This window comes from Paenibacillus sp. DMB20 (assembly GCF_000987955.1).
Classification (GTDB): Bacteria; Bacillota; Bacilli; order Paenibacillales; family Paenibacillaceae; genus Paenibacillus_AQ.
The window spans coordinates 51,937-70,496 of sequence record NZ_LAZU01000047.1; the positions used below are offsets into that span (position 1 = coordinate 51,937).

Here is an 18,560-nt window from a genome sequence, read left to right on the forward strand (position 1 = left end):
TCCGCATTTACGGATGGCTAGCTAACCTGTTTGTCCTTACTTACCCCATGCGTCTTAAAGTGAAGCTGTTAAGGCAAAACTGAAGGGAGTGAAAGGGAAGCATGATCACGAAACAAGATAAGAACAAAGCTCGTTTGAAAAGACACCTGCGTGTCCGCAAGAAAATCCAGGGCACGGCTGAGCGTCCGCGTTTGAATGTGTTCCGTTCCTCGAAGCACATCTACGCTCAACTGATCGATGACGTGGCCGGCGTGACTTTGGCATCGGCTTCTACATTGGATAAAGAATTGAGCGGCGACATCACAAACGGCGGCAGCGTTGAATCTGCCCGCAAAGTTGGCGAACTCGTTGCAAAACGTGCAGCAGACAAAGGTTATAAGTCGGTCGTATTCGACCGCGGTGGATATCTGTATCACGGACGTATTCAGGCTTTGGCTGAAGCAGCTCGCGAAGCAGGCCTTGAATTCTAAGATATTTTTCAAAAGGAGGTAAACGACTTGCGTGTAGATCCTAACACTTTAGAACTGACTGAAAGAGTTGTAAATATTAACCGCGTTGCTAAAGTTGTAAAAGGCGGACGCCGTTTTAGCTTTAGCGCTCTCGTAGTTGTCGGTGATGGCAAAGGTTGGGTTGGTGCAGGTATCGGTAAAGCTGGCGAGGTGCCAGATGCCATTCGCAAAGCGATTGAAGACGCGAAGAAAAACCTGATCCACATTCCACTCGTGGGAACAACCATTCCTCACCAAGTAACGGGTCACTTCGGTGCTGGCCGTGTATTCATGAAACCTGCATCCGAAGGTACCGGTGTTATCGCCGGCGGACCGGTTCGTGCCGTACTGGAACTGGCTGGCGTAGGCGACATTTTGACAAAATCCCTAGGTTCTTCGAACTCCATGAACATGGTCAATGCGACTTTGGAGGGCTTGTCCCGTCTGAAGCGTGTTGAAGAAGTTGCCAAGCTTCGCGGCAAATCCGTCGAAGAGCTATTGGGTTAAGGAGGGAATCTCATGGCTAAACTTGAAATCACCCTCGTGCGCAGCGTGATCGGCCGTCCGGAAGATCAGCGTGTGACCGTGAAAACTCTTGGATTGCGCAAGATTAACCACACTGTGGTTCATAACGACAATCCTGCGATTCGCGGAATGGTTAAAAAGGTAAATCACCTAATTTCCGTTAAAGAAATCGAAGGTTAATCCCGGGAGTCTTAACCCGGATATATTAAGGAGGTGCAACGAACGATGAAGTTACATGAGCTGAGCCCAGCCCCAGGTTCCCGCAAAGAACGCAAACGCGTTGGCCGCGGTACCAGCAGCGGTACGGGTAAAACATCAGGTCGAGGTCACAAAGGACAAAACGCTCGTTCCGGCGGTGGTGTGCGTCCGGGCTTCGAGGGCGGACAAAACCCGCTGTATCGTCGTCTGCCGAAACGCGGTTTTGTGAACCCAACTCGGAAAGAGTACGCGGTTGTGAACATCGAAGAACTGAACAGCTTTGCAGCAGGTACTGAAGTGACTCCAGAAGTTTTGGTCGAGAGCGGAATCGTAAAAAAATACGAAGAGCGGCATCAAAATTCTTGGCAACGGTGAAGTTACCGTGAAATTGACTGTAAAAGCGAATAAGTTCTCTCAATCTGCGGTAGAAAAGATCGAGGCTGCCGGCGGTAAAACCGAGGTGATCTAATGTTTAAGACCCTGAAAAATATATGGCGTGTCGAGGATCTTAAAAAACGGATCTTGTTCACCTTGTTTGTATTGATTATCTTCCGCATCGGCTCGTTCGTACCGGTTCCCGGCGTGAACAAAGATGTGTTTACTCAAGCAAATCAGGCAGGCAACGAGCTGTTTGGTCTCCTTAACACGTTCTCGGGGGGCGCACTTCAACAGTTTTCAATTTTCGCCCTTTCGATATTTCCATATATTACATCGTCCATTATCGTGCAGTTGCTGTCGATGGACGTCATTCCGAAGTTTGCGGAATGGGCCAAACAAGGGGAACACGGTAAAAAGCAGTTGGCTCAAATCACCCGTTATGGTACGGTAGTGTTGGGCTTGATTCAAGCGTTCGGAATGTCCGTCGGCTTCAACCGTCTGTACGGAACCGATATGATTCCGAATGCAACCTTCGTGAATTATCTCGTGATTGCGATCGTGCTGACCGCGGGGACATCTTTCTTGATGTGGCTTGGCGAGCAGATCACAGAACGGGGAATCGGCAACGGGATATCGATTATTATCTTTGCTGGTATTGCCGCTGGAATTCCGATGCATATCCGCACAATCGTCGAATCGAATTTCATTCAAGACAATCAGGTTTTCTTGAATAGCGTGAAGGGACTTGTGATCCTTCTGATTCTGATTCTGATTGTGACCGGCATCGTATTCATCCAGCAAGGGATTCGCAAAATTCCGGTGCAGTACGCTAAACGTGTTGTAGGGAACAAGATGTACGGAGGACAGAACACGCACATTCCACTGAAAATCAATGGCGCTGGCGTCATTCCGGTTATCTTTGCAAGTTCTTTGCTTCAATTCCCGGTTATTCTTGCAAGCTTCTGGGCTAATCATGGCTGGGCCAAGTGGATTACCTCAAGCCTTGCAATGGATAGACCGCTCGGTATGGTCCTGTATGTCCTGATGATCATCGGGTTCACTTTCTTCTACACTTTCGTGCAGATGAATCCGAACCAGATGGCGGACAACATGAAGAAGAACGGCGGCTATGTCCCGGGCATCCGTCCTGGTAAAGCTACCGAGAAGTACCTCACTCGGGTAATGACCCGTTTGACGATGACAGGAGCTCTGTTCCTGGCTGCGATTTCCGTGCTTCCGGTGTTCTTCGGCGCTTTGGCCGGCCTACCGCGTTCGGTTCAAATCGGCGGTACATCCATATTGATCGTCGTCGGTGTTGCGCTGGATACGATGAAGCAGATCGAGAGCCAGTTGATCAAGCGTCATTACAAAGGATTTATCAATAAATAGGCGATAGGTTCCGGTTAGTGGCGCGTCTGCTTCCGGCACCTATTGTGCTGTTCTAACTATAGGCAAGAGGAGGGACTAGGGTGAACATCTTATTCATGGGCCCTCCTGGGGCAGGTAAAGGAACGCAAGCAGAAACCATTGTCAATGAGTTCGGCATTCCCCACATTTCGACAGGCGACGCGTTTCGTCTGGCGATCAAACAGGGAACTCCCGTCGGGATTAAAGCGAAAGAATACATCGACCAAGGCCTGCTGGTACCTGATGACGTGACGATAGGTATAGTGGAGGAGCGTCTGCAGCAGTCCGATTGCGAAAAAGGTTTTTTATTGGACGGCTTTCCAAGAACCCTTTCGCAAGCGGAAGCGCTGGATGACATTCTGGCTCGCTTGAATACCCGTCTAGATCATGTCATCAACCTGAAGGTAGACCGCGACAAGCTGCTGGCCCGTCTTACCGGACGGCGCATCTGCAAAAGCTGCGGCGCAACCTATCATGTAATCTTCAACCCGCCTACACAGGAAGGCATTTGTGATAAATGCGGCGGCGAATTGTACCAACGTTCCGACGACAACGAAGAGAGCGTAGGCATTCGCTTGGACGAATATATCAACAAAACGGCACCACTCCTCACGTTTTATGAAAATAAAGGTCTTCTGCGTCAAATCGATGGTGATCAGGAAATCGGCGCGGTTTCCGCTGAAATTGCGTCCATACTGCGAGGTTGAGTGAATGATCATTTGTAAATCCGAAACGGAACTGGGCTTGATGAGAGAGGCAGGACGGATTGTGGCGGAATGCCACAAGCTCCTTTCTGCTCATGTGGAGCCCGGCATCACGACCGGGGAACTGGATCAAATGGCCGACCGGTTCATTCGCAGCCAAGGCGCCTTGCCGTCTTTTAAGGGCTACAACGGATTTCCTTCCAGCATTTGCGCATCAGTTAATGAAGAATTGGTGCATGGATTTCCCGGCAAACGCAAATTAATCGAAGGCGATATCGTTACGTTTGATATCGGTGCACAGTATGAGGGTTACCACGGTGACTCGGCATGGACTTATCCGGTGGGCCAAATTTCCGAAGAGGCCCAGCGTTTGCTGGACGTCACGGAAGGCTCGCTGTATGCCGGACTTGCGCTAATCAAACCCGATGTCCGCTTATTTACAATCTCTCATGCCATACAACGTCATATCGAGGATGCCGGATTCTCCGTCGTCCGCGAGTACGTGGGACATGGCGTGGGTACCGAACTGCATGAAGATCCGCAAATTCCGAACTACGGCATTCCGGACCGGGGACCAAGGCTTAAACCGGGCATGGTTCTGGCAATTGAGCCGATGGTGAACGCCGGTAAACGGAATGTAAAGACGCTGGAAGACAATTGGACGGTGGTTACGGTCGACGGTTCGCTGTGTGCTCATTTTGAACACACGGTAGCGGTCACCCAGGACGGCATGGAAATCTTGACGAAGCTGCCGGAGTAGGTGATAAACGTGAGCAACGAAATCCCTTTGCAGATCGGCCAGATCGTCAGAATACTGCGGGGCAGAGATGCCGGCCAGTATGCCGTTGTCGTTTCCATTGAGGACAGCAGGTTTGTTATGATAGCGGATGGGCACAAACGAAAGTTTGACCAGGCGAAGAAGAAAAACGCGCTTCATCTGGAGCCCCAATCCTTCATAAGCAGTGAGGTTGTAAACAGTTTGCAAGAAAGCGGTCGGGTAACGAATGGAAAGCTGCGGTTCGCCGTCAGCCGTTTTTTATCCGAACAATCCGATGCTGATCAGAAAGGAGAATAACTGTGGCCAAGGAAGATGTCATTGAAGTCGAAGGCACGGTGATCGAACCGTTGCCGAATGCAACGTTCAAGGTCGAGCTGGAGAACGGTCATCAAATTCTCGCTCACGTTTCCGGAAAGCTGCGGATGCACTTTATCCGCATCCTTACAGGTGACAAAGTGGTCGTGCAACTATCGCCATACGATTTAACCAAAGGTCGTATCACTTACCGTAAATAGATGGCGTTCCCCCGGGGAACAAGGAAAGCTGCGAAGCGGTTTTACTGATGTAAAACTCAGCAGCGGTTACGAACCGTTTTGCAGCCGCAAAACGACAGTCTAGTTTTCGAAGCTGGTTTTACAACGTAAAACTTGGAGGAGGTAATTAACATGAAGGTAAGACCTTCTGTAAAGCCTATTTGCGAAAAATGCAAAGTCATTCGCCGCAAAGGGAATGTAATGGTTATCTGTGAAAATCCGAAACACAAACAAAAACAAGGTTAAAGAAGGGGGTGTAGCGTAAAATGGCTCGTATAGCTGGTGTGGATTTGCCACGTGACAAACGCGTTGAGATCGCCTTGACTTACATTTTCGGAATCGGTAAAACGACTTCCCAGAAAGTATTGAAAGAAACTGGCATCAATCCGGACACTCGTGTTCGTGATTTGACAGAAGATGAAGTCAGCAAATTGCGCGAAACGATCGACAGAATGGTTAAGGTAGAAGGTGACCTGCGTCGAGAAATTTCCTTGAATATTAAACGTCTTACGGAGATTGGCTGCTACCGCGGTATTCGTCACCGTCGCGGCTTGCCTGTTCGTGGACAACGTACCAAAACCAATGCTCGTACTCGTAAAGGCCCTCGCCGTACGGTAGCGAACAAGAAGAAATAAGAAGGGGGGATAAAAGACAATGGCTAAACCAAAAAAAAGTCGTACGTACTAAACGTCGTGACCGCAAAAATATTGAATCTGGCGTGGCACACATCCGTTCCACGTTCAACAATACGATCGTAACGATTACGGACCCTCACGGAAACGCGATTTCTTGGGCAAGCTCCGGCGGCCTTGGATTTAAAGGCTCCCGTAAGTCGACCCCGTTCGCTGCCCAAATGGCTGCTGAAACAGCTGCCAAAGCGGCAATGGAGCATGGCATGAAATCGGTGGAAGTTATGGTTAAAGGTCCGGGTGCCGGCCGCGAAGCCGCGATTCGTTCGCTGCAAGCAGCGGGTCTCGAAGTTAACCTGATTAAAGACGTAACACCAATTCCGCATAACGGATGCCGCCCACCAAAACGTCGTCGCGTATAATGAAGTCATCCTGTTAATGTGGTATAAATCCGGTGCAATCTGCTAAGAATGGTTGTTTAGGCATACTACATGGATTACTGGATAAGATGACAGTTTCATATAGGAGCGACGTTTGAAGGAGGGGTACTTGCGTGATTGAAATCGAAAAGCCGAAAATTGAGACCGTTGATGTCAATGAAGAAGGAACCTATGGAAAATTCGTAGTAGAACCGCTTGAGCGCGGTTACGGCACGACGCTGGGGAATTCACTTCGCCGCATTCTGCTGTCCTCGCTGCCTGGCGCTGCCGTCACTTCGGTCCAGATTGACGGAGTTCTGCACGAATTCTCCACCATTCCTGGTGTCATGGAAGACGTGACTGAGATCATTCTGAACCTGAAAGCTTTGTCGCTGAAGATCCATTCCGACGAAGAAAAAGTGTTCGAGATTGATGCGGAAGGCGAAGGAGTCGTTACTGCCGGTGATATCCGCGCAGACAGTGACGTGGAGATCCTGAATCCGGATCTTCATATCGCGACACTCGGTCCTGGTGCAAGACTTCACATGCGTATTTTTGCCAATCGCGGTCGTGGCTATGTCCAGGCGGATCGGAACAAACGCGATGACCAGCCTATCGGCGTCATTCCCGTCGATTCGATCTATACACCGATTAGCCGCGTAAACTACGGTGTGGAAAATACGCGTGTTGGTCAAGTGACCAACTACGACAAGCTGACACTTGAAATCTGGACGGATGGCAGCATCCGCCCTGAAGAAGCCGTCAGCCTCGGTGCCAAAATTTTGACTGAGCATCTGTTCCTGTTCGTGGGTCTGACCGACGAAGCCAAGGATGCGGAAATCATGGTCGAAAAAGAAGAAGACAAGAAAGAAAAAGTGCTTGAAATGACAATCGAAGAGCTGGATCTCTCCGTGCGTTCCTACAACTGTCTCAAGCGTGCCGGCATCAATACGGTACAAGAGCTGACCACGAAAACGGAAGAGGATATGATGAAGGTTCGCAACCTGGGCCGCAAATCCTTGGAAGAAGTTCAGGAAAAGCTCGAAGAGCTCGGTTTGGGACTCCGTACGGAAGAGTAGTTCGAGATTGTCCTAGCAAAGGAGGGAAAACACATGGCATACCAAAAGTTGGGCCGCGACTCCAGTGCGCGTAAAGCGTTGTTCCGTGACCTGGTAACCGACCTGTTCTTATATGAGCGCATTCAAACGACTGAAGCCAAGGCTAAAGAAGTTCGCTCGATCGCTGAGAAACTCATTACGAAGGCAAAGCGCGATGACCTGCACGCTCGTCGTCAAGTAGCTGCATTCGTACGCCGCGAGAGCGTTGACGGTGAGCAAGATGCTATTCAAAAATTGTTCTCCGAAATCGCACCTCGTTACGCTGAGCGTCCAGGCGGATACACCCGTATCCTGAAGCTGGGACCTCGCCGCGGCGACGCCGCTCCAATGGTTTACTTGGAACTGGTTGACCGCGCGTAATAACTCGATCCCGTAAGATCACCTAAGAAACCCGGATGCGTGTTTCGCATCCGTTTCGGTTCGGGCAGTGAGCTTTGCATCTGAAGTGACTGTAGTTATGTATGCCCGGCTCGGCAGCTGATTATCCCTGAGGATGACAGCCGAGCCGCAAAATAGGGTCGTGGTTCGAGATGGACATGGTCGATTCCCGGCTCATCTCGGCTACCCCAAGGGCATCGTAAGCAAGGACCTTCTAGTCATGCGGCTGACTACAGGGGATCGGCTGGCATGATGAAAAGGAGCTCCTTGGGGGCTCTTTTTTTTAGAATAAAAGAAAGTACAAGGATTCACTTACACTTTCTTTTGGATATCGAATTTATAAGTGATCAGCGGAGCTGATGGAATTCGATATCGCAAGAAAACCTACGCCATCGCCATTCTCTAGGACGACAGAGCGGTTTCTACTTGGATAGTGCAGGAGGAAAACATGCGTAATCTGCTTATGAAAGTCAGTTACGACGGTACCGATTATAACGGGTTTCAAACACAGCCCGGCGGTAACACGGTACAGGATGTCTTGGAGCATGCCATCGAGCGCCTTTCAGGTGAAAAGCTGAAAATAACCGCTTCTGGCCGTACCGATGCAGGCGTTCATGCGCGCGGTCAGGTTTTTAACTTCTATACGGAAGCTAAAATCCCTGTAGAGCGCTGGTGCTCGGCATTGAATTCAAGGCTGCCGGAGGATATCGTCGTGACGGATGCATGGGAGGTTCCGCTTGAATTTCACTCCCGGCGCGAGGCGAAACGCAAAACGTATCGTTACACGATTAACGCGAATCAATTTCCGGATCTGTTTCACCGCAGGTACCAGTTCCATCACCACGGCAGGCTGGATATGGCCGCAATGGAGGAGGGGCTCCGGCATTTGATCGGCACCCATGATTATACGACCTTTGCTTCAAGGCACTCGACGAAACCGTCTCATGTAAGAACGATCTATGAGGCATGGATCGAAATCGATACCAGCATGTGTCGTCCGGGCAGCCGGGATCAGGGAGTTCTGTATGCCTACTTGACGGGCAGCGGTTTCTTGCAGCACATGGTAAGGATTATCATGGGGACGCTCATGGAAGTGGGAGAAGGGAAAAGGACGCCGGAGAGCATCAAAACCATACTTGAGGCGAAGAACCGAGCAGCTGCCGGGCCAACCGCAGTAAGTAAAGGCTTAATGCTCTGGGATGTCGAATACGATTTATCATCTTTTGCGAAACCCGATTTTGCCTAATGCGTACTATTCTAAATGATTAGAAACACGTATTTCTCAAAATAAGAGGAGGTTTTATGATGAAATGCCCGGTATGTAATGATGTTCGGATGCGTGAAGTGGAGAAAGACGGTGTCTTGATTGATATCTGTCCGGAATGCAAAGGAGTGTGGCTGGACCGCGGTGAACTGGAGAAGCTCATGAGCGAGATCAGGGAAGTGCGTCCGGCATTCAACGAGTGGTATGACAGACAGGAAGACGAGCGAAGAACTTACCCGCAGAATGAGCATTACCGGCCAACCGGAAAGGACTCCTATGAGGATTCCCGGCACCGTCAGCACGGACATGGACATCATAAAAAGAAGAAAAAAGTCGGCGCTTGACATCTTTGGAGACCTGTTCGATTAATTCTTTCAAAACCTCGATTCTAGCCTAAAAAAATGCTTGCGGTTTAAGGGCACATCCTGTATTATATAAGTTGTGTTTTCTTAACGGCTCTCCCACAGCCCCGGTTAAGAAAATGCCGTGAAAGTATCCATCACTTAAACATTGTAAGACATACGAACGACGATAAATGATGAAAATTTGAAAATGATTTTCGGATGAATACAAGGAGGAACTATACAATGCGTACCACCTATATGGCGAAGCCAAACGAAGTTGATCGTAAATGGTACATCGTTGATGCCGAAGGCAAAACGCTTGGCCGTTTGGCAAGTGAAGTTGCGGCTCTGATCCGCGGCAAGCATAAGCCACAATTTACCCCACACGTGGACACTGGCGATTTCGTAATCGTCATTAACTCGGAGAAAATTCACCTGACAGGCAAGAAAATGACTAACAAGAAATACTACCGTCACTCCATGCATCCAGGTGGATTGAAAGTGACTGTTGCTGAAGACATGATCAAGAAATTCCCTGAGCGCGTGATCGAAAGCGCGGTTCACGGCATGCTTCCTAAAACCCGCATGGGCGAAAAAATGAAGCTGAGACTCAAAGCATACGCAGGCACAGCACATCCACACGAAGCTCAAAAACCAGAAGTTTACGAACTTCGCGGTTAATTAAAAGGAGGACAGTTTCATGGCACAAGTACAATACTATGGGACAGGTCGTCGTAAGCATTCGGTAGCACGTGTTCGCCTTGTACCGGGTGAAGGACGAATTGTCATCAATAAACGCGATATCAATGAATATTTCGGTTTGGAAACCCTCAAACTGATCGTTAAGCAACCTTTGACTTTGACTGAAACACTAGGCAAATATGACGTTCTCGTCATCGCTCATGGCGGCGGCATTTCCGGTCAAGCAGGCGCAATCCGTCACGGCATCTCCCGTGCATTGCTGAAGGCTGACCCTGAATTCCGCGGTTCGCTGAAAAAAGCAGGATTCCTGACTCGTGACCCACGTATGAAAGAACGTAAGAAATACGGTCTTAAAGCGGCTCGTCGCGCGCCTCAGTTCTCCAAGCGTTAATATTATCAGATCAAGGACCTTTTCCGTTTACGGAAAGGGTCCTTTTTTGCGTGATTTGAATAATATAGGGAGACGCCTAGTAATAACAGTTGACATTAAATCGAAATAAACTATACTGTATTTAATTCATACTATATACGTAGGAATAACGGGATTTAGTTGAGGAGGTTTAGGAAACACATGAATTTATTGGAGAAAGAGGATTGGATCAAGGAGAAAGCGGTGACCCTTGAGTCATCTTCAGCAGAAGAGATTATCTCCCATGCTGTCGAAACCTTTCCGAACATTACGTTTGCTTGCAGTTTTGGAGCGGAAGACGTCGTTTTGGTGGATATGATTCAAAGGGTCAGCCCGGGGACAGACATCTTTTATCTGGACACCGATTTTCACTTTCAAGAAACCTACGAGACACGGGATCGGCTGAAAGAACGATACGGTTTGGAATTTATTAGAGTATCACCGAAGATAACGCCGGAGGAACAGGCTTCCCAATATGGCGAAGCTTTATGGAAGGCTGACCCGAACCAATGCTGCAATATCCGTAAAGTGGAACCGTTAACCCGCATACTCTCCCGATACGAAGCTTGGATTACAGGGATCCGCCGCGATCAGGCACCGACACGGGCCAATGCGAAGAAGGTGGAATACGATACGAAGTTCGGTCTCATCAAATTCAATCCGATCGCGGATTGGACCCACGATGACGTATGGAACTATATCCGGGACAATAATGTCATCTATAATCCGCTGCATGACCGCAATTTTCCAAGTATCGGATGCCACTACTGTACCCGGCAGGTGATGCCCGGTGAGGATCCGAGAGCAGGGCGCTGGGCAGGAAGCGAAAAAACGGAATGCGGTCTTCATAAATAAAACTAGATCAAGGAGGCGGATTCATGACATCCTTATCGCCGCATGGCGGCATACTGGTAAACCGAATTGCAGAAGGGGACAGACGGGAAAAACTCTTAAAGGCATCACGCACCATGGCCTCCATAAAAATCAACGCATGGACGGTATCGGATCTGGATCTGATCGGAGTAGGCGCGTTTTCTCCGTTGCAAGGATTTTTGAATGAAGAGGATTACCTGTCCGTCGTCAGTTCCATGAGACTCGCCGACGGAACCGTATGGAGCATACCGGTTACTTTGGCCGTGGATGAATCCACGGCATCTAAGCTTTCCCTGGGTCAACAGGCCGCTTTGGTTGGGGAGGAAGACGGCGTTGTTTATGGCGTGATTACCGTGGACAGCATTTATCGTGTCGATCAGCAAGAGGAAGCGGTCAAGGTATTTAAAACCAAGGATGTGGAACATCCAGGCGTAAAAAAACTTTATGAGCGTTCATCCCTCTATGTGGGCGGCCCGATTGAAGTGGTCAATCGACCGAAGCCTGAGAAGTTTGAGGAATTTTATTATGATCCCATTCATACAAGAGGGCTCTTCAAGGAACGCGGATGGAATACGGTAGTCGGTTTTCAGACACGGAATCCGGTTCACCGCGCCCATGAATACATCCAGAAAAGCGCCATGGAAATCGTGGACGGTCTGTTTTTGAATCCATTGGTTGGAGAAACGAAATCGGATGATGTTCCTGCGGATGTAAGAATGAAAAGCTACTTAACGCTGCTGGACCATTACTATCCGGAAAATCGGACCTTTCTTGGCGTTTTTCCGGCCGCAATGAGGTATGCCGGACCGAGAGAGGCCATATTCCATGCGCTCGTACGGAAAAATTACGGCTGCACTCACTTTATCGTCGGAAGAGACCATGCGGGCGTTGGAGACTACTACGGAACGTATGAAGCCCAGGAAATATTCCGTAACTTTACGCCGGAGGAACTGGGCATCACGCCGCTTTTCTTCGAACACAGCTTTTTTTGCACAAAATGCGGTAACATGGCCTCCAGCAAAACCTGCCCTCATGGAAGAGAATCGCATTTGACGCTGTCCGGCACAAAGGTCAGGGGGCTGCTTCGGGAAGGGAAGTGCCCGCCTCCCGAATTTACGCGTCCCGAGGTCGCGCAAATTTTGATCGAGGGCATGAGACAACACATCTCAGTATAACGGCAGGACATAATTGTCCGCCTTGTCCCATATGTATAAGTACATCACTTATGGGACGAGGTGGATTTTTAATGTCCAAGCCGGGATCGGACAAGGTTACTCTATGGATATCGTGGAGGCGGGTCAAGCAAGCGATATTTGGCGTAGGTCTGCTCGCTTTGTTGATTGCCGTAGTGTCATACGAGATTCCGAGTACAAAAACCGTAAAATACTGGAGCCTGCCGCTTGCCGGAAAGGTCATTGCCCTCGATGCGGGTCACGGGGGACCCGATGGCGGGGCGGTAAGCCGGAGGGGTGTAATTGAAAAAGATGTTAACTTGGCAGTCACCTTATATCTGAGGGATTATTTGCAGCAGGCTGGAGCCCTGGTGGTGTTAACCCGGGAAGGCGATTATGATTTGGCTTCACCGGAAACGAAAGGCTACTCCAAGCGCAAAACCGAGGATCTTAAAAACCGCGTCCGTTTCATTGAAGACAAGCAGGCGGATTTGTTTGTCAGCATTCATCTGAACAGCATTCCATCGAACCGCTGGAGTGGGGCTCAAACGTTTTATCCGCCGGACAAAGAGGAAAGCAAACGTTTGGCGGAATTGATCCAGAGCGAGATTAGACATAATCTTGAGAACACTCAGAGGCTGGCCAAGACGGATGACCGGGTGTTTCTGCTGCAAGCGCTGCGGATCCCGTCGGCCCTGGTAGAAGTAGGCTTTCTATCCCATCCGGAGGAATCGGAAATGCTCCGCGACGAGAAGTATCAGCGAAAAGTCGCTGCTTCCGTATATAAAGGCATCTTGCGGTACGCTGCCGGAGAGACCCCGAATGAGTCGTCACAGCACACAAAGTAATGGTATAATAGACAAGTGTGTTGAAGCATTCTATAAAATGCCATTATATAGAGCCGAGGTGCTGACGATTATGCTGATAAGCAGAGAGCAGGTTCAGGAAATATTACAGCCGCTGCGGGATGCCGAGACGGGGAAAAGCTTGATGGAGCTTCAGCGTATCCGCGATATTGTCGTTAAGGAGCGTACCGTAAGGCTGTCGGTTACATACAGCAACGAAGAACAGCGCGAGCAGTTGGATGCCCAAATCCGTGAGCTGCTTCAGGCTATAGGTGCGGAAGATATCCATATCCGGATGCGTCCCTTGGAGAATAGAACCTCCCAAGAGCCGAATGACCGCGAGAAACTTACGAAAGGCCATGCGGCGGGCATGCAGAATCATAAACTTTTAAACCCTGAATCAGGCGTACACTTTATCGCCATCGCAAGCGGTAAAGGGGGCGTGGGCAAATCGACCGTTACCGTCAATTTGGCCGCTTCCTTGGCGCGTCAAGGCAAAAGGGTAGGGCTGATCGACGCGGATATATACGGTTTCAGTGTTCCGGATATGATGGGCATTGAAGAGGGGCCTTCCGTTACGGAAGACGGCGTTATCGTGCCGGTGGAGCGTTTTGGAGTTAAAGTCATGTCTATGGGATTCTTCATCCGGGAGAACAGCCCGGTGGTATGGCGGGGGCCCATGCTCGGAAAAATGCTCCGCCAGTTTTTCGAGGATGTCGGCTGGGGCGAGTTGGATTATATGCTGCTTGATCTTCCGCCCGGAACGGGCGACGTTGCGCTTGACGTGCACCAGATGATCCCACAGAGCAAGGAAATCATCGTGACCACGCCTCATGCGACCGCGGCTTTCGTTGCGGCACGTGCCGGGGCCATGGCGCTTCAGACGAATCATGAAGTACTGGGCGTAATCGAGAATATGTCGTACTACAACTGCTCCAAGTGTGGAGAAAAGGATTATGTTTTTGGTCGTGGAGGGGGAGGCAAGTTAGCGGAGACGCTTCATACGGAGCTTCTTGGACAGCTTCCTCTGGGTGCGCCGGACAATCTCCCGACAGAGCCGGATTTTTCTCCGTCGGTTTACAGAGCAGGGACGGAGATCGCCAACATGTACGACGAAATAGCTGCCAGAGTAGCGGTGAAATGTGAAAGCCCGGGAGAATAACTATGGCGTTTAAGCCATAATGATTGCCTTAAACCAAAAAAAGCTCCCTGCAGCCTTAGGGAGCTTTTTTGAATGCTCGAATTATTTTTCTGGCAGGAGCCTTGGCTTCTTTTAAGAAAGAGGGCGAAGGAGTTTTCGCGAGGATTAACCTCCGCCGCCACCACCGCCACCTTGTTCTTTGCCTTCCCCTTGGCCACCGCCGCCGCCACCGCCTTGGCCACCTTGACCGCCCTGGCCACCTTGGCCTTCCTGCTGACCTTTTTTCTCAACCGTCGGCTGGAGCTCGTCCTTCACGACCGTTTTAAGCAGCTGAAGCACCTCCATGCGGAAAAGCGGATTCTGCATCGCTTCCTGCATGATGGTCATGGACTGTTTACGGTAGTCCGATGTTTTGGTCAAATCAAGGAATGACTTCATGACCTCCGGAGATTTTAAAATGTCCTCGATCGATTTTTGATAGGTCGGATCTTTGATCAGCTGCATGTGGAGCTGCTTGCTTTCGGCGCTGATGGCTTTTGCGAAATCACCGGCAAATTGAGGATCGGTCATGATTTTTTCCAGTTCTTTTTTTGTACTCTTCCGAAACCAGCGTATCCTTGACAGCCATGCGGATCTGCTCGCCGGATTGGGCGCTGAGCATTTTCATGCTCATGGAACCTCCGCCGCCCCCGCCCCCGCCTGAAGAGCCGCCGCCGCCGCCGCTTAAAGCCTCCTCAACGGCTTTTTTGCCTTCATCGGTTTTCAGAATATCGACAACCATGGATTTCATTTCTTTATAGCCCATCTGTTGCTGCGAGTAGCCTTGATCCGAACCGCAAGCTCCAAGCAGCAAAGCAGTTAGGCTTAAAATGCTGCATAAACGAAATAACGGCCACTTCATTACCGCTGTCCTCCTTTGTATATTGCTGATGATAGTATGTGATGGAACCGGAGAAATATGTCGATGCAGGCATGGTTTTTTGTTGTGAACGTTGGTAAAATAATGAGTTATGGGGGTGGAGGCATTTGAGCTTACGGAAGTGGGCAAGACTATTTTGGAAGACCATGCTCGTAGGAGCCGTGGGAGCCGTTATTGCGGGATTGGTGCTGCAATTCGCTACGGGTACCATCCAATTCAAAGGAACGGTCGATCTATTGATTTATCCCTTGATATTGTTCGGGTATGGCGCGCTTGTAAGCGTATATTCCCAGTTAGGCTTTTTTGCTTATCTGACCCTGAACTATATGGGGATCGGCGTCTTCCGCAGAAAGACATGGGAGTACATACAGATTGTATTGTCAGCGTTGGCGCTACTGGAGCTCATATTTTTGCGGACCTTTGTCGGCGGGGAAAAGAATTTCTCATGGGATTTGACGCTAGGAGTCGGGATCTTGGCGGTTGCGATCGCCGTTACTTACTTTAAGGTCAGGCTGACGAATGTAAACGCGATCATTCCGACCATGTTTTTCATGCTTGCCGTAACGATCCTGGAAATCATCGGCGTCCTGAAAATCGGGGTAAATAATGCTACAGTGTTTATCATTATCCCGCTGCTTGCATGCAATGCGTACCAAATCCTGATGCTTCATAAAGTAACGCAAGACGAAAAAAAAGAGCTAATCGACTTAGCTCTTTTTTAAGTTATTCAAAACCTGTTTGCGAAAGATTACAGACCGGCCGCGTCATCCAAATTTTTTTGCAAAAGAGCATGGTCGCGCACTTCGGTCCCTTTAGTGCTGCTTTGCTGCAGCAAATCGGTCACGGTCACGAACTCGTAGCCCTGCCTGCGCAGTTCATCGACAATTTGAGGGAGGGCCTCATGCGTCTGTTTGGAAGAATCGCTGGCATGAAGAAGAACGATATCACCCGGGTGAGCTTTCGAAACCACGCGTTCGACGATTTTATCCACGCCGATATTTTTCCAGTCCTGGGAGTCTGTATCCCACTGAATCACCGTATAATTAAGACTGTCGGCGATGCTTAACACTCTTTTGTCAAAATCTCCGTTCGGCATGCGGATTAATTTGGGTTCTTGTCCCGTCATTGCGGTTAAAATAGTATGGGCAGTCGTGATCTGCTTCCTTATTTCCTCATCGCTGAGCGTACTGTAATTGTCATGCTTGAAGCCGTGGCTGCCGATTTCAAAACCTGCTTCCTTAATTTTGTTTACGGTATCAGGATGGCTTTTGCTCCAAGGCGCGGATAAAAAGAAAGTTGCTTTGGACACGTTCTTATCCTTAAGTACCTGTAAGATGGGTTCAGCGCGCTTTTCGCCCCAACTGATATCAAACGTGAGTGCTATTTGTTTCTTTTCCGTTGGCACGCTGTAAATGGCCGACGGTGTGCTTTCCGAGAATACGGAGATGTTGTCGCTCTCCACATAAATCACACCCACCGCAAAAATGGCAGCGGCAAATACAAAGAAAAACCGTTTTATCTTTTTGCCGTTCAGTACATAGAAAAAATTCATACTTTAGCGCCCCTCTCCTTTCAAATGCAACTGCTTGTTTACTTAAAATCTATGCTCGTACCCGAAAGTTATTACCATTAAAGGAGGAAGCTGATGTTTCGTTTTAGCACTTTCATTAAAGATTTGGGCACCATCCGGGTTGCTTTTTATTTTGTCCGCCGTACTTTTTGCTGTGGGCGTTGCCGCAGGGTGGGGAGCTTCCGGATCGATTCAGGAGATGCTTGTTAAAGAGATTCAAGGCTTAGGCCAAATGAGCCAAGATTTGAGGCAGTCCGACCATCCCGAAATGAGCTTTTTCATCTTTATTTTTCTAAATAACAGCATCAAGGCGATATTGGTGATGTTTGCAGGGATTTTGTTCGGACTCATTCCGCTTGTGTTTATTGCCGTCAACGGGATGGTGATCGGATTTCTTTTGAATGTAGTCGATTCAAACGGAGGCAATTTGAGTGAACTTATTATTAAAGGGCTTCTGCCGCATGGCATTATAGAGATACCCGTCATTCTGATCGCCTGTGCATATGGTTTGGTTCTTGGAGGCATGGTGTTTAAGAGTATGTTTCCGGGAGGGAATAGGGGAAGCGGGATTAAGGGACAATGGCGGGATCTATGGCGCAAGACGGGAACGGCCTCGTTATGGATTGTTCTTTTACTGTTTATAGCTGCCATCATCGAAAGCACGATAACCTTGTGGCTCATGTCATAATTTCCCCAAAATATGAGCATACCTAATAAAGCGGCTCCGGTCGGAAAGGCCGGGGCCTGCTGAAGGCTTAGGGCGACGATTGAAGGTTGTTGATTCAATATGAGACACATACATAAGATCACCGGAGCGGCCAAGGTAAATGGCCGGCATTGTCCGGAATTTTAGAGGAGGGTCCAGTGATGCTGGGAATGCTGTTTAACGAAAAAGAGTGCAAAGAGCTTGATTATGTTTTGCGAAAAGAGTTGGATGAAATGCTGTTGGATTTAAGCGATCAGCGGCTGGATGCAAACATCAGGCATGCCATTGCAAATCGATACAAGACGGTATTTCGGATGTATGCCCGGTTTGCTCCTCAAAAGGAGCTTTCGAAATATGCGCGTAACGGGAAGTTTCCGCAAATCAAACATTAATCAATAGTAAAACGCCTATCAATGTATATTCAGAGGTGAAGACAGACCGTACAGATGTTGTTTTCATGCGATCATAGAATGGTTTTGTTTGCTGAAAACTTAATCACTTTGTAATGCTAAAAAAAGTCTTGACGAAATGGGTTGACGCATGTTAAATTAATTTTCGCTTCCTTTTCAGAGACGAAGCCGCCGATCGGCGGCTCTGAACTATGAAAAAATAGCTCGCAAATTTTTTTTAAAAAAAAAGACTTGCAAAGTTACTAGGAAGTATGATATATTATAAAAGTCGCCGCTGAGATGAGGCGATGACGAAAAAAAAGCATTGATCTTTGAAAACTGAACAACGAGTGAGTTAAACCGATCTTGCGTTAAGCGAGATCAACAATGAGAATTTTAATTCTCGTCAGTTTTTCTAATGAGCAAGTCAAACTTCGGATGGAACACCTCATCACCTTCGGGTATGAGCCTCCTTCCGATCCTTATTGGAGAGTTTGATCCTGGCTCAGGACGAACGCTGGCGGCGTGCCTAATACATGCAAGTCGAGCGGAGCTGATGAGGTGCTTGCACCTCAGATGCTTAGCGGCGGACGGGTGAGTAACACGTAGGCAACCTGCCCTCAAGACTGGGATAACTACCGGAAACGGTAGCTAATACCGGATAATTTATT

General features: G+C 49.0%; 25 protein-coding genes, 1 rRNA gene and 2 pseudogenes. 26 read left to right on the forward strand and 2 right to left on the reverse strand.

Features of this window, described 5'->3' with window-relative positions:
- The first annotated feature begins 101 nt into the window (after positions 1-101).
- The 22 genes and pseudogenes from rplR to XI25_RS26615 all read left to right on the forward strand — a co-directional run bounded on the left by rplR (position 102) and on the right by XI25_RS26615 (position 14,326).
- Positions 102-470: a 50S ribosomal protein L18 gene (gene rplR / locus XI25_RS26510; RefSeq protein WP_046680972.1), complete on the forward strand. Its 369-nt coding sequence runs from the start codon at positions 102-104 to the stop codon at positions 468-470.
- Between the two features lie 27 nt (positions 471-497).
- Positions 498-995, forward strand: coding sequence for a 30S ribosomal protein S5 (gene rpsE / locus XI25_RS26515; RefSeq protein ID WP_046680973.1), 498 nt, complete (start codon positions 498-500; stop codon positions 993-995).
- A 12-nt stretch (positions 996-1,007) separates the two neighbouring features.
- Positions 1,008-1,193, forward strand: coding sequence for a 50S ribosomal protein L30 (rpmD, locus tag XI25_RS26520; RefSeq protein ID WP_046680974.1), 186 nt, complete (start codon positions 1,008-1,010; stop codon positions 1,191-1,193).
- Between the two features lie 45 nt (positions 1,194-1,238).
- A pseudogene (rplO, locus tag XI25_RS26525) lies at positions 1,239-1,680 on the forward strand (50S ribosomal protein L15).
- On the forward strand, positions 1,680-2,978 hold the full coding sequence (gene secY, locus XI25_RS26530) for a preprotein translocase subunit SecY (protein ID WP_046680976.1): 1,299 nt from the start codon (positions 1,680-1,682) through the stop codon (positions 2,976-2,978). The pseudogene rplO and the gene secY overlap by 1 nt, the downstream one beginning before the upstream one ends.
- Positions 2,979-3,058: 80 nt before the next feature.
- Positions 3,059-3,703 carry an adenylate kinase gene (locus XI25_RS26535; protein WP_046680977.1) on the forward strand — a complete coding sequence of 215 codons (645 nt, stop codon included), beginning with the start codon at positions 3,059-3,061 and terminating at the stop codon, positions 3,701-3,703.
- 4 nt (positions 3,704-3,707) lie between these two features.
- Positions 3,708-4,460 (forward strand): type I methionyl aminopeptidase, encoded by a 753-nt coding sequence (gene map, locus XI25_RS26540; RefSeq protein ID WP_046680978.1) that lies wholly within the window; start codon positions 3,708-3,710, stop codon positions 4,458-4,460.
- Positions 4,461-4,469: 9 nt separating this feature from the next.
- Entirely contained in the window at positions 4,470-4,775 is a 306-nt protein-coding gene (locus XI25_RS26545) for a KOW domain-containing RNA-binding protein (protein ID WP_046680979.1), read from the forward strand.
- A 2-nt stretch (positions 4,776-4,777) separates the two neighbouring features.
- Positions 4,778-4,993, forward strand: coding sequence for a translation initiation factor IF-1 (gene infA, locus XI25_RS26550; protein ID WP_006212898.1), 216 nt, complete (start codon positions 4,778-4,780; stop codon positions 4,991-4,993).
- Positions 4,994-5,143: 150 nt separating this feature from the next.
- A complete protein-coding gene (gene rpmJ / locus XI25_RS26555) occupies positions 5,144-5,257 on the forward strand; it encodes a 50S ribosomal protein L36 (protein ID WP_003333770.1) in 114 nt (37 codons plus the stop codon).
- A gap of 20 nt (positions 5,258-5,277) precedes the next feature.
- Positions 5,278-5,646 (forward strand): 30S ribosomal protein S13, encoded by a 369-nt coding sequence (gene rpsM, locus XI25_RS26560; RefSeq protein WP_046680980.1) that lies wholly within the window; start codon positions 5,278-5,280, stop codon positions 5,644-5,646.
- On the forward strand, positions 5,643-6,062 hold the full coding sequence (gene rpsK / locus XI25_RS26565; protein WP_046680981.1) for a 30S ribosomal protein S11: 420 nt from the start codon (positions 5,643-5,645) through the stop codon (positions 6,060-6,062). Before rpsM ends, rpsK begins: the two co-directional genes overlap by 4 nt.
- 131 nt (positions 6,063-6,193) lie before the next feature.
- Positions 6,194-7,138, forward strand: a complete 945-nt coding sequence (locus XI25_RS26570) for a DNA-directed RNA polymerase subunit alpha (RefSeq protein ID WP_046680982.1) — start codon at positions 6,194-6,196, stop codon at positions 7,136-7,138.
- A 33-nt stretch (positions 7,139-7,171) separates the two neighbouring features.
- Positions 7,172-7,537 carry a 50S ribosomal protein L17 gene (gene rplQ / locus XI25_RS26575; RefSeq protein WP_046680983.1) on the forward strand — a complete coding sequence of 122 codons (366 nt, stop codon included), beginning with the start codon at positions 7,172-7,174 and terminating at the stop codon, positions 7,535-7,537.
- 466 nt (positions 7,538-8,003) lie between these two features.
- Complete coding sequence (gene truA, locus XI25_RS26580) at positions 8,004-8,801, forward strand: tRNA pseudouridine(38-40) synthase TruA (protein ID WP_046680984.1); 798 nt, start codon at positions 8,004-8,006, stop codon at positions 8,799-8,801.
- 56 nt (positions 8,802-8,857) lie between these two features.
- Positions 8,858-9,163: a TFIIB-type zinc ribbon-containing protein gene (locus XI25_RS26585; protein ID WP_327204863.1), complete on the forward strand. Its 306-nt coding sequence runs from the start codon at positions 8,858-8,860 to the stop codon at positions 9,161-9,163.
- Positions 9,164-9,406: 243 nt separating this feature from the next.
- Positions 9,407-9,844 carry a 50S ribosomal protein L13 gene (gene rplM, locus XI25_RS26590; protein WP_046680985.1) on the forward strand — a complete coding sequence of 146 codons (438 nt, stop codon included), beginning with the start codon at positions 9,407-9,409 and terminating at the stop codon, positions 9,842-9,844.
- A gap of 19 nt (positions 9,845-9,863) precedes the next feature.
- Positions 9,864-10,256: a 30S ribosomal protein S9 gene (gene rpsI / locus XI25_RS26595; protein ID WP_046680986.1), complete on the forward strand. Its 393-nt coding sequence runs from the start codon at positions 9,864-9,866 to the stop codon at positions 10,254-10,256.
- 180 nt (positions 10,257-10,436) lie between these two features.
- Positions 10,437-11,129: a phosphoadenylyl-sulfate reductase gene (locus tag XI25_RS26600; RefSeq protein ID WP_046680987.1), complete on the forward strand. Its 693-nt coding sequence runs from the start codon at positions 10,437-10,439 to the stop codon at positions 11,127-11,129.
- Positions 11,130-11,152: 23 nt separating this feature from the next.
- Positions 11,153-12,322 carry a sulfate adenylyltransferase gene (sat, locus tag XI25_RS26605; RefSeq protein ID WP_046680988.1) on the forward strand — a complete coding sequence of 390 codons (1,170 nt, stop codon included), beginning with the start codon at positions 11,153-11,155 and terminating at the stop codon, positions 12,320-12,322.
- 71 nt (positions 12,323-12,393) lie between these two features.
- Positions 12,394-13,167, forward strand: a complete 774-nt coding sequence (gene cwlD / locus XI25_RS26610; protein ID WP_046680989.1) for an N-acetylmuramoyl-L-alanine amidase CwlD — start codon at positions 12,394-12,396, stop codon at positions 13,165-13,167.
- A 73-nt stretch (positions 13,168-13,240) separates the two neighbouring features.
- Positions 13,241-14,326 (forward strand): Mrp/NBP35 family ATP-binding protein, encoded by a 1,086-nt coding sequence (locus XI25_RS26615; protein ID WP_046680997.1) that lies wholly within the window; start codon positions 13,241-13,243, stop codon positions 14,324-14,326.
- Positions 14,327-14,470: 144 nt separating this feature from the next.
- On the opposite strand, the pseudogene gerD reads toward XI25_RS26615, so the two are convergent.
- Positions 14,471-15,206: pseudogene (gene gerD / locus XI25_RS35955) on the reverse strand (spore germination lipoprotein GerD).
- 125 nt (positions 15,207-15,331) lie between these two features.
- On the opposite strand from gerD, the gene XI25_RS26625 reads away from it, so the two are divergent.
- Positions 15,332-15,946: a KinB-signaling pathway activation protein gene (locus XI25_RS26625; RefSeq protein WP_046680990.1), complete on the forward strand. Its 615-nt coding sequence runs from the start codon at positions 15,332-15,334 to the stop codon at positions 15,944-15,946.
- Between the two features lie 26 nt (positions 15,947-15,972).
- Here the strand turns inward: XI25_RS26625 and pdaB are convergent, their stop codons facing one another.
- Positions 15,973-16,776, reverse strand: coding sequence for a polysaccharide deacetylase family sporulation protein PdaB (pdaB, locus tag XI25_RS26630; RefSeq protein WP_046680991.1), 804 nt, complete (start codon positions 16,774-16,776; stop codon positions 15,973-15,975).
- A gap of 151 nt (positions 16,777-16,927) precedes the next feature.
- On the opposite strand from pdaB, the gene XI25_RS26635 reads away from it, so the two are divergent.
- From XI25_RS26635 to XI25_RS26645, 3 genes are all read left to right on the forward strand, one after another.
- Entirely contained in the window at positions 16,928-17,482 is a 555-nt protein-coding gene (locus XI25_RS26635) for a stage II sporulation protein M (RefSeq protein ID WP_235440440.1), read from the forward strand.
- A gap of 179 nt (positions 17,483-17,661) precedes the next feature.
- Positions 17,662-17,892 carry a hypothetical protein gene (locus tag XI25_RS26640; RefSeq protein WP_046680992.1) on the forward strand — a complete coding sequence of 77 codons (231 nt, stop codon included), beginning with the start codon at positions 17,662-17,664 and terminating at the stop codon, positions 17,890-17,892.
- 479 nt (positions 17,893-18,371) lie between these two features.
- A 16S ribosomal RNA gene (locus XI25_RS26645) occupies positions 18,372-18,560 on the forward strand; the annotation flags it as partial.

Bases quoted from the DNA above. Each gene is read 5' to 3' on its own strand.
- rplR (WP_046680972.1), top strand. From the start codon at position 102: ATGATCACGAAACAAGATAAGAACAAAGCTCGTTTGAAAAGACACCTG.
- rpmD (WP_046680974.1), top strand. From the start codon at position 1,008: ATGGCTAAACTTGAAATCACCCTCGTGCGCAGCGTGATCGGCCGTCCG.
- secY (WP_046680976.1), top strand. From the start codon at position 1,680: ATGTTTAAGACCCTGAAAAATATATGGCGTGTCGAGGATCTTAAAAAA.
- map (WP_046680978.1), top strand. From the start codon at position 3,708: ATGATCATTTGTAAATCCGAAACGGAACTGGGCTTGATGAGAGAGGCA.
- rpmJ (WP_003333770.1), top strand. From the start codon at position 5,144: ATGAAGGTAAGACCTTCTGTAAAGCCTATTTGCGAAAAATGCAAAGTC.
- rpsM (WP_046680980.1), top strand. From the start codon at position 5,278: ATGGCTCGTATAGCTGGTGTGGATTTGCCACGTGACAAACGCGTTGAG.
- rplQ (WP_046680983.1), top strand. From the start codon at position 7,172: ATGGCATACCAAAAGTTGGGCCGCGACTCCAGTGCGCGTAAAGCGTTG.
- truA (WP_046680984.1), top strand. From the start codon at position 8,004: ATGCGTAATCTGCTTATGAAAGTCAGTTACGACGGTACCGATTATAAC.
- XI25_RS26585 (WP_327204863.1), top strand. From the start codon at position 8,858: ATGATGAAATGCCCGGTATGTAATGATGTTCGGATGCGTGAAGTGGAG.
- rplM (WP_046680985.1), top strand. From the start codon at position 9,407: ATGCGTACCACCTATATGGCGAAGCCAAACGAAGTTGATCGTAAATGG.
- rpsI (WP_046680986.1), top strand. From the start codon at position 9,864: ATGGCACAAGTACAATACTATGGGACAGGTCGTCGTAAGCATTCGGTA.
- XI25_RS26600 (WP_046680987.1), top strand. From the start codon at position 10,437: ATGAATTTATTGGAGAAAGAGGATTGGATCAAGGAGAAAGCGGTGACC.
- sat (WP_046680988.1), top strand. From the start codon at position 11,153: ATGACATCCTTATCGCCGCATGGCGGCATACTGGTAAACCGAATTGCA.
- cwlD (WP_046680989.1), top strand. From the start codon at position 12,394: ATGTCCAAGCCGGGATCGGACAAGGTTACTCTATGGATATCGTGGAGG.
- pdaB (WP_046680991.1), bottom strand. From the start codon at position 16,776: ATGAATTTTTTCTATGTACTGAACGGCAAAAAGATAAAACGGTTTTTC.
- XI25_RS26640 (WP_046680992.1), top strand. From the start codon at position 17,662: ATGCTGGGAATGCTGTTTAACGAAAAAGAGTGCAAAGAGCTTGATTAT.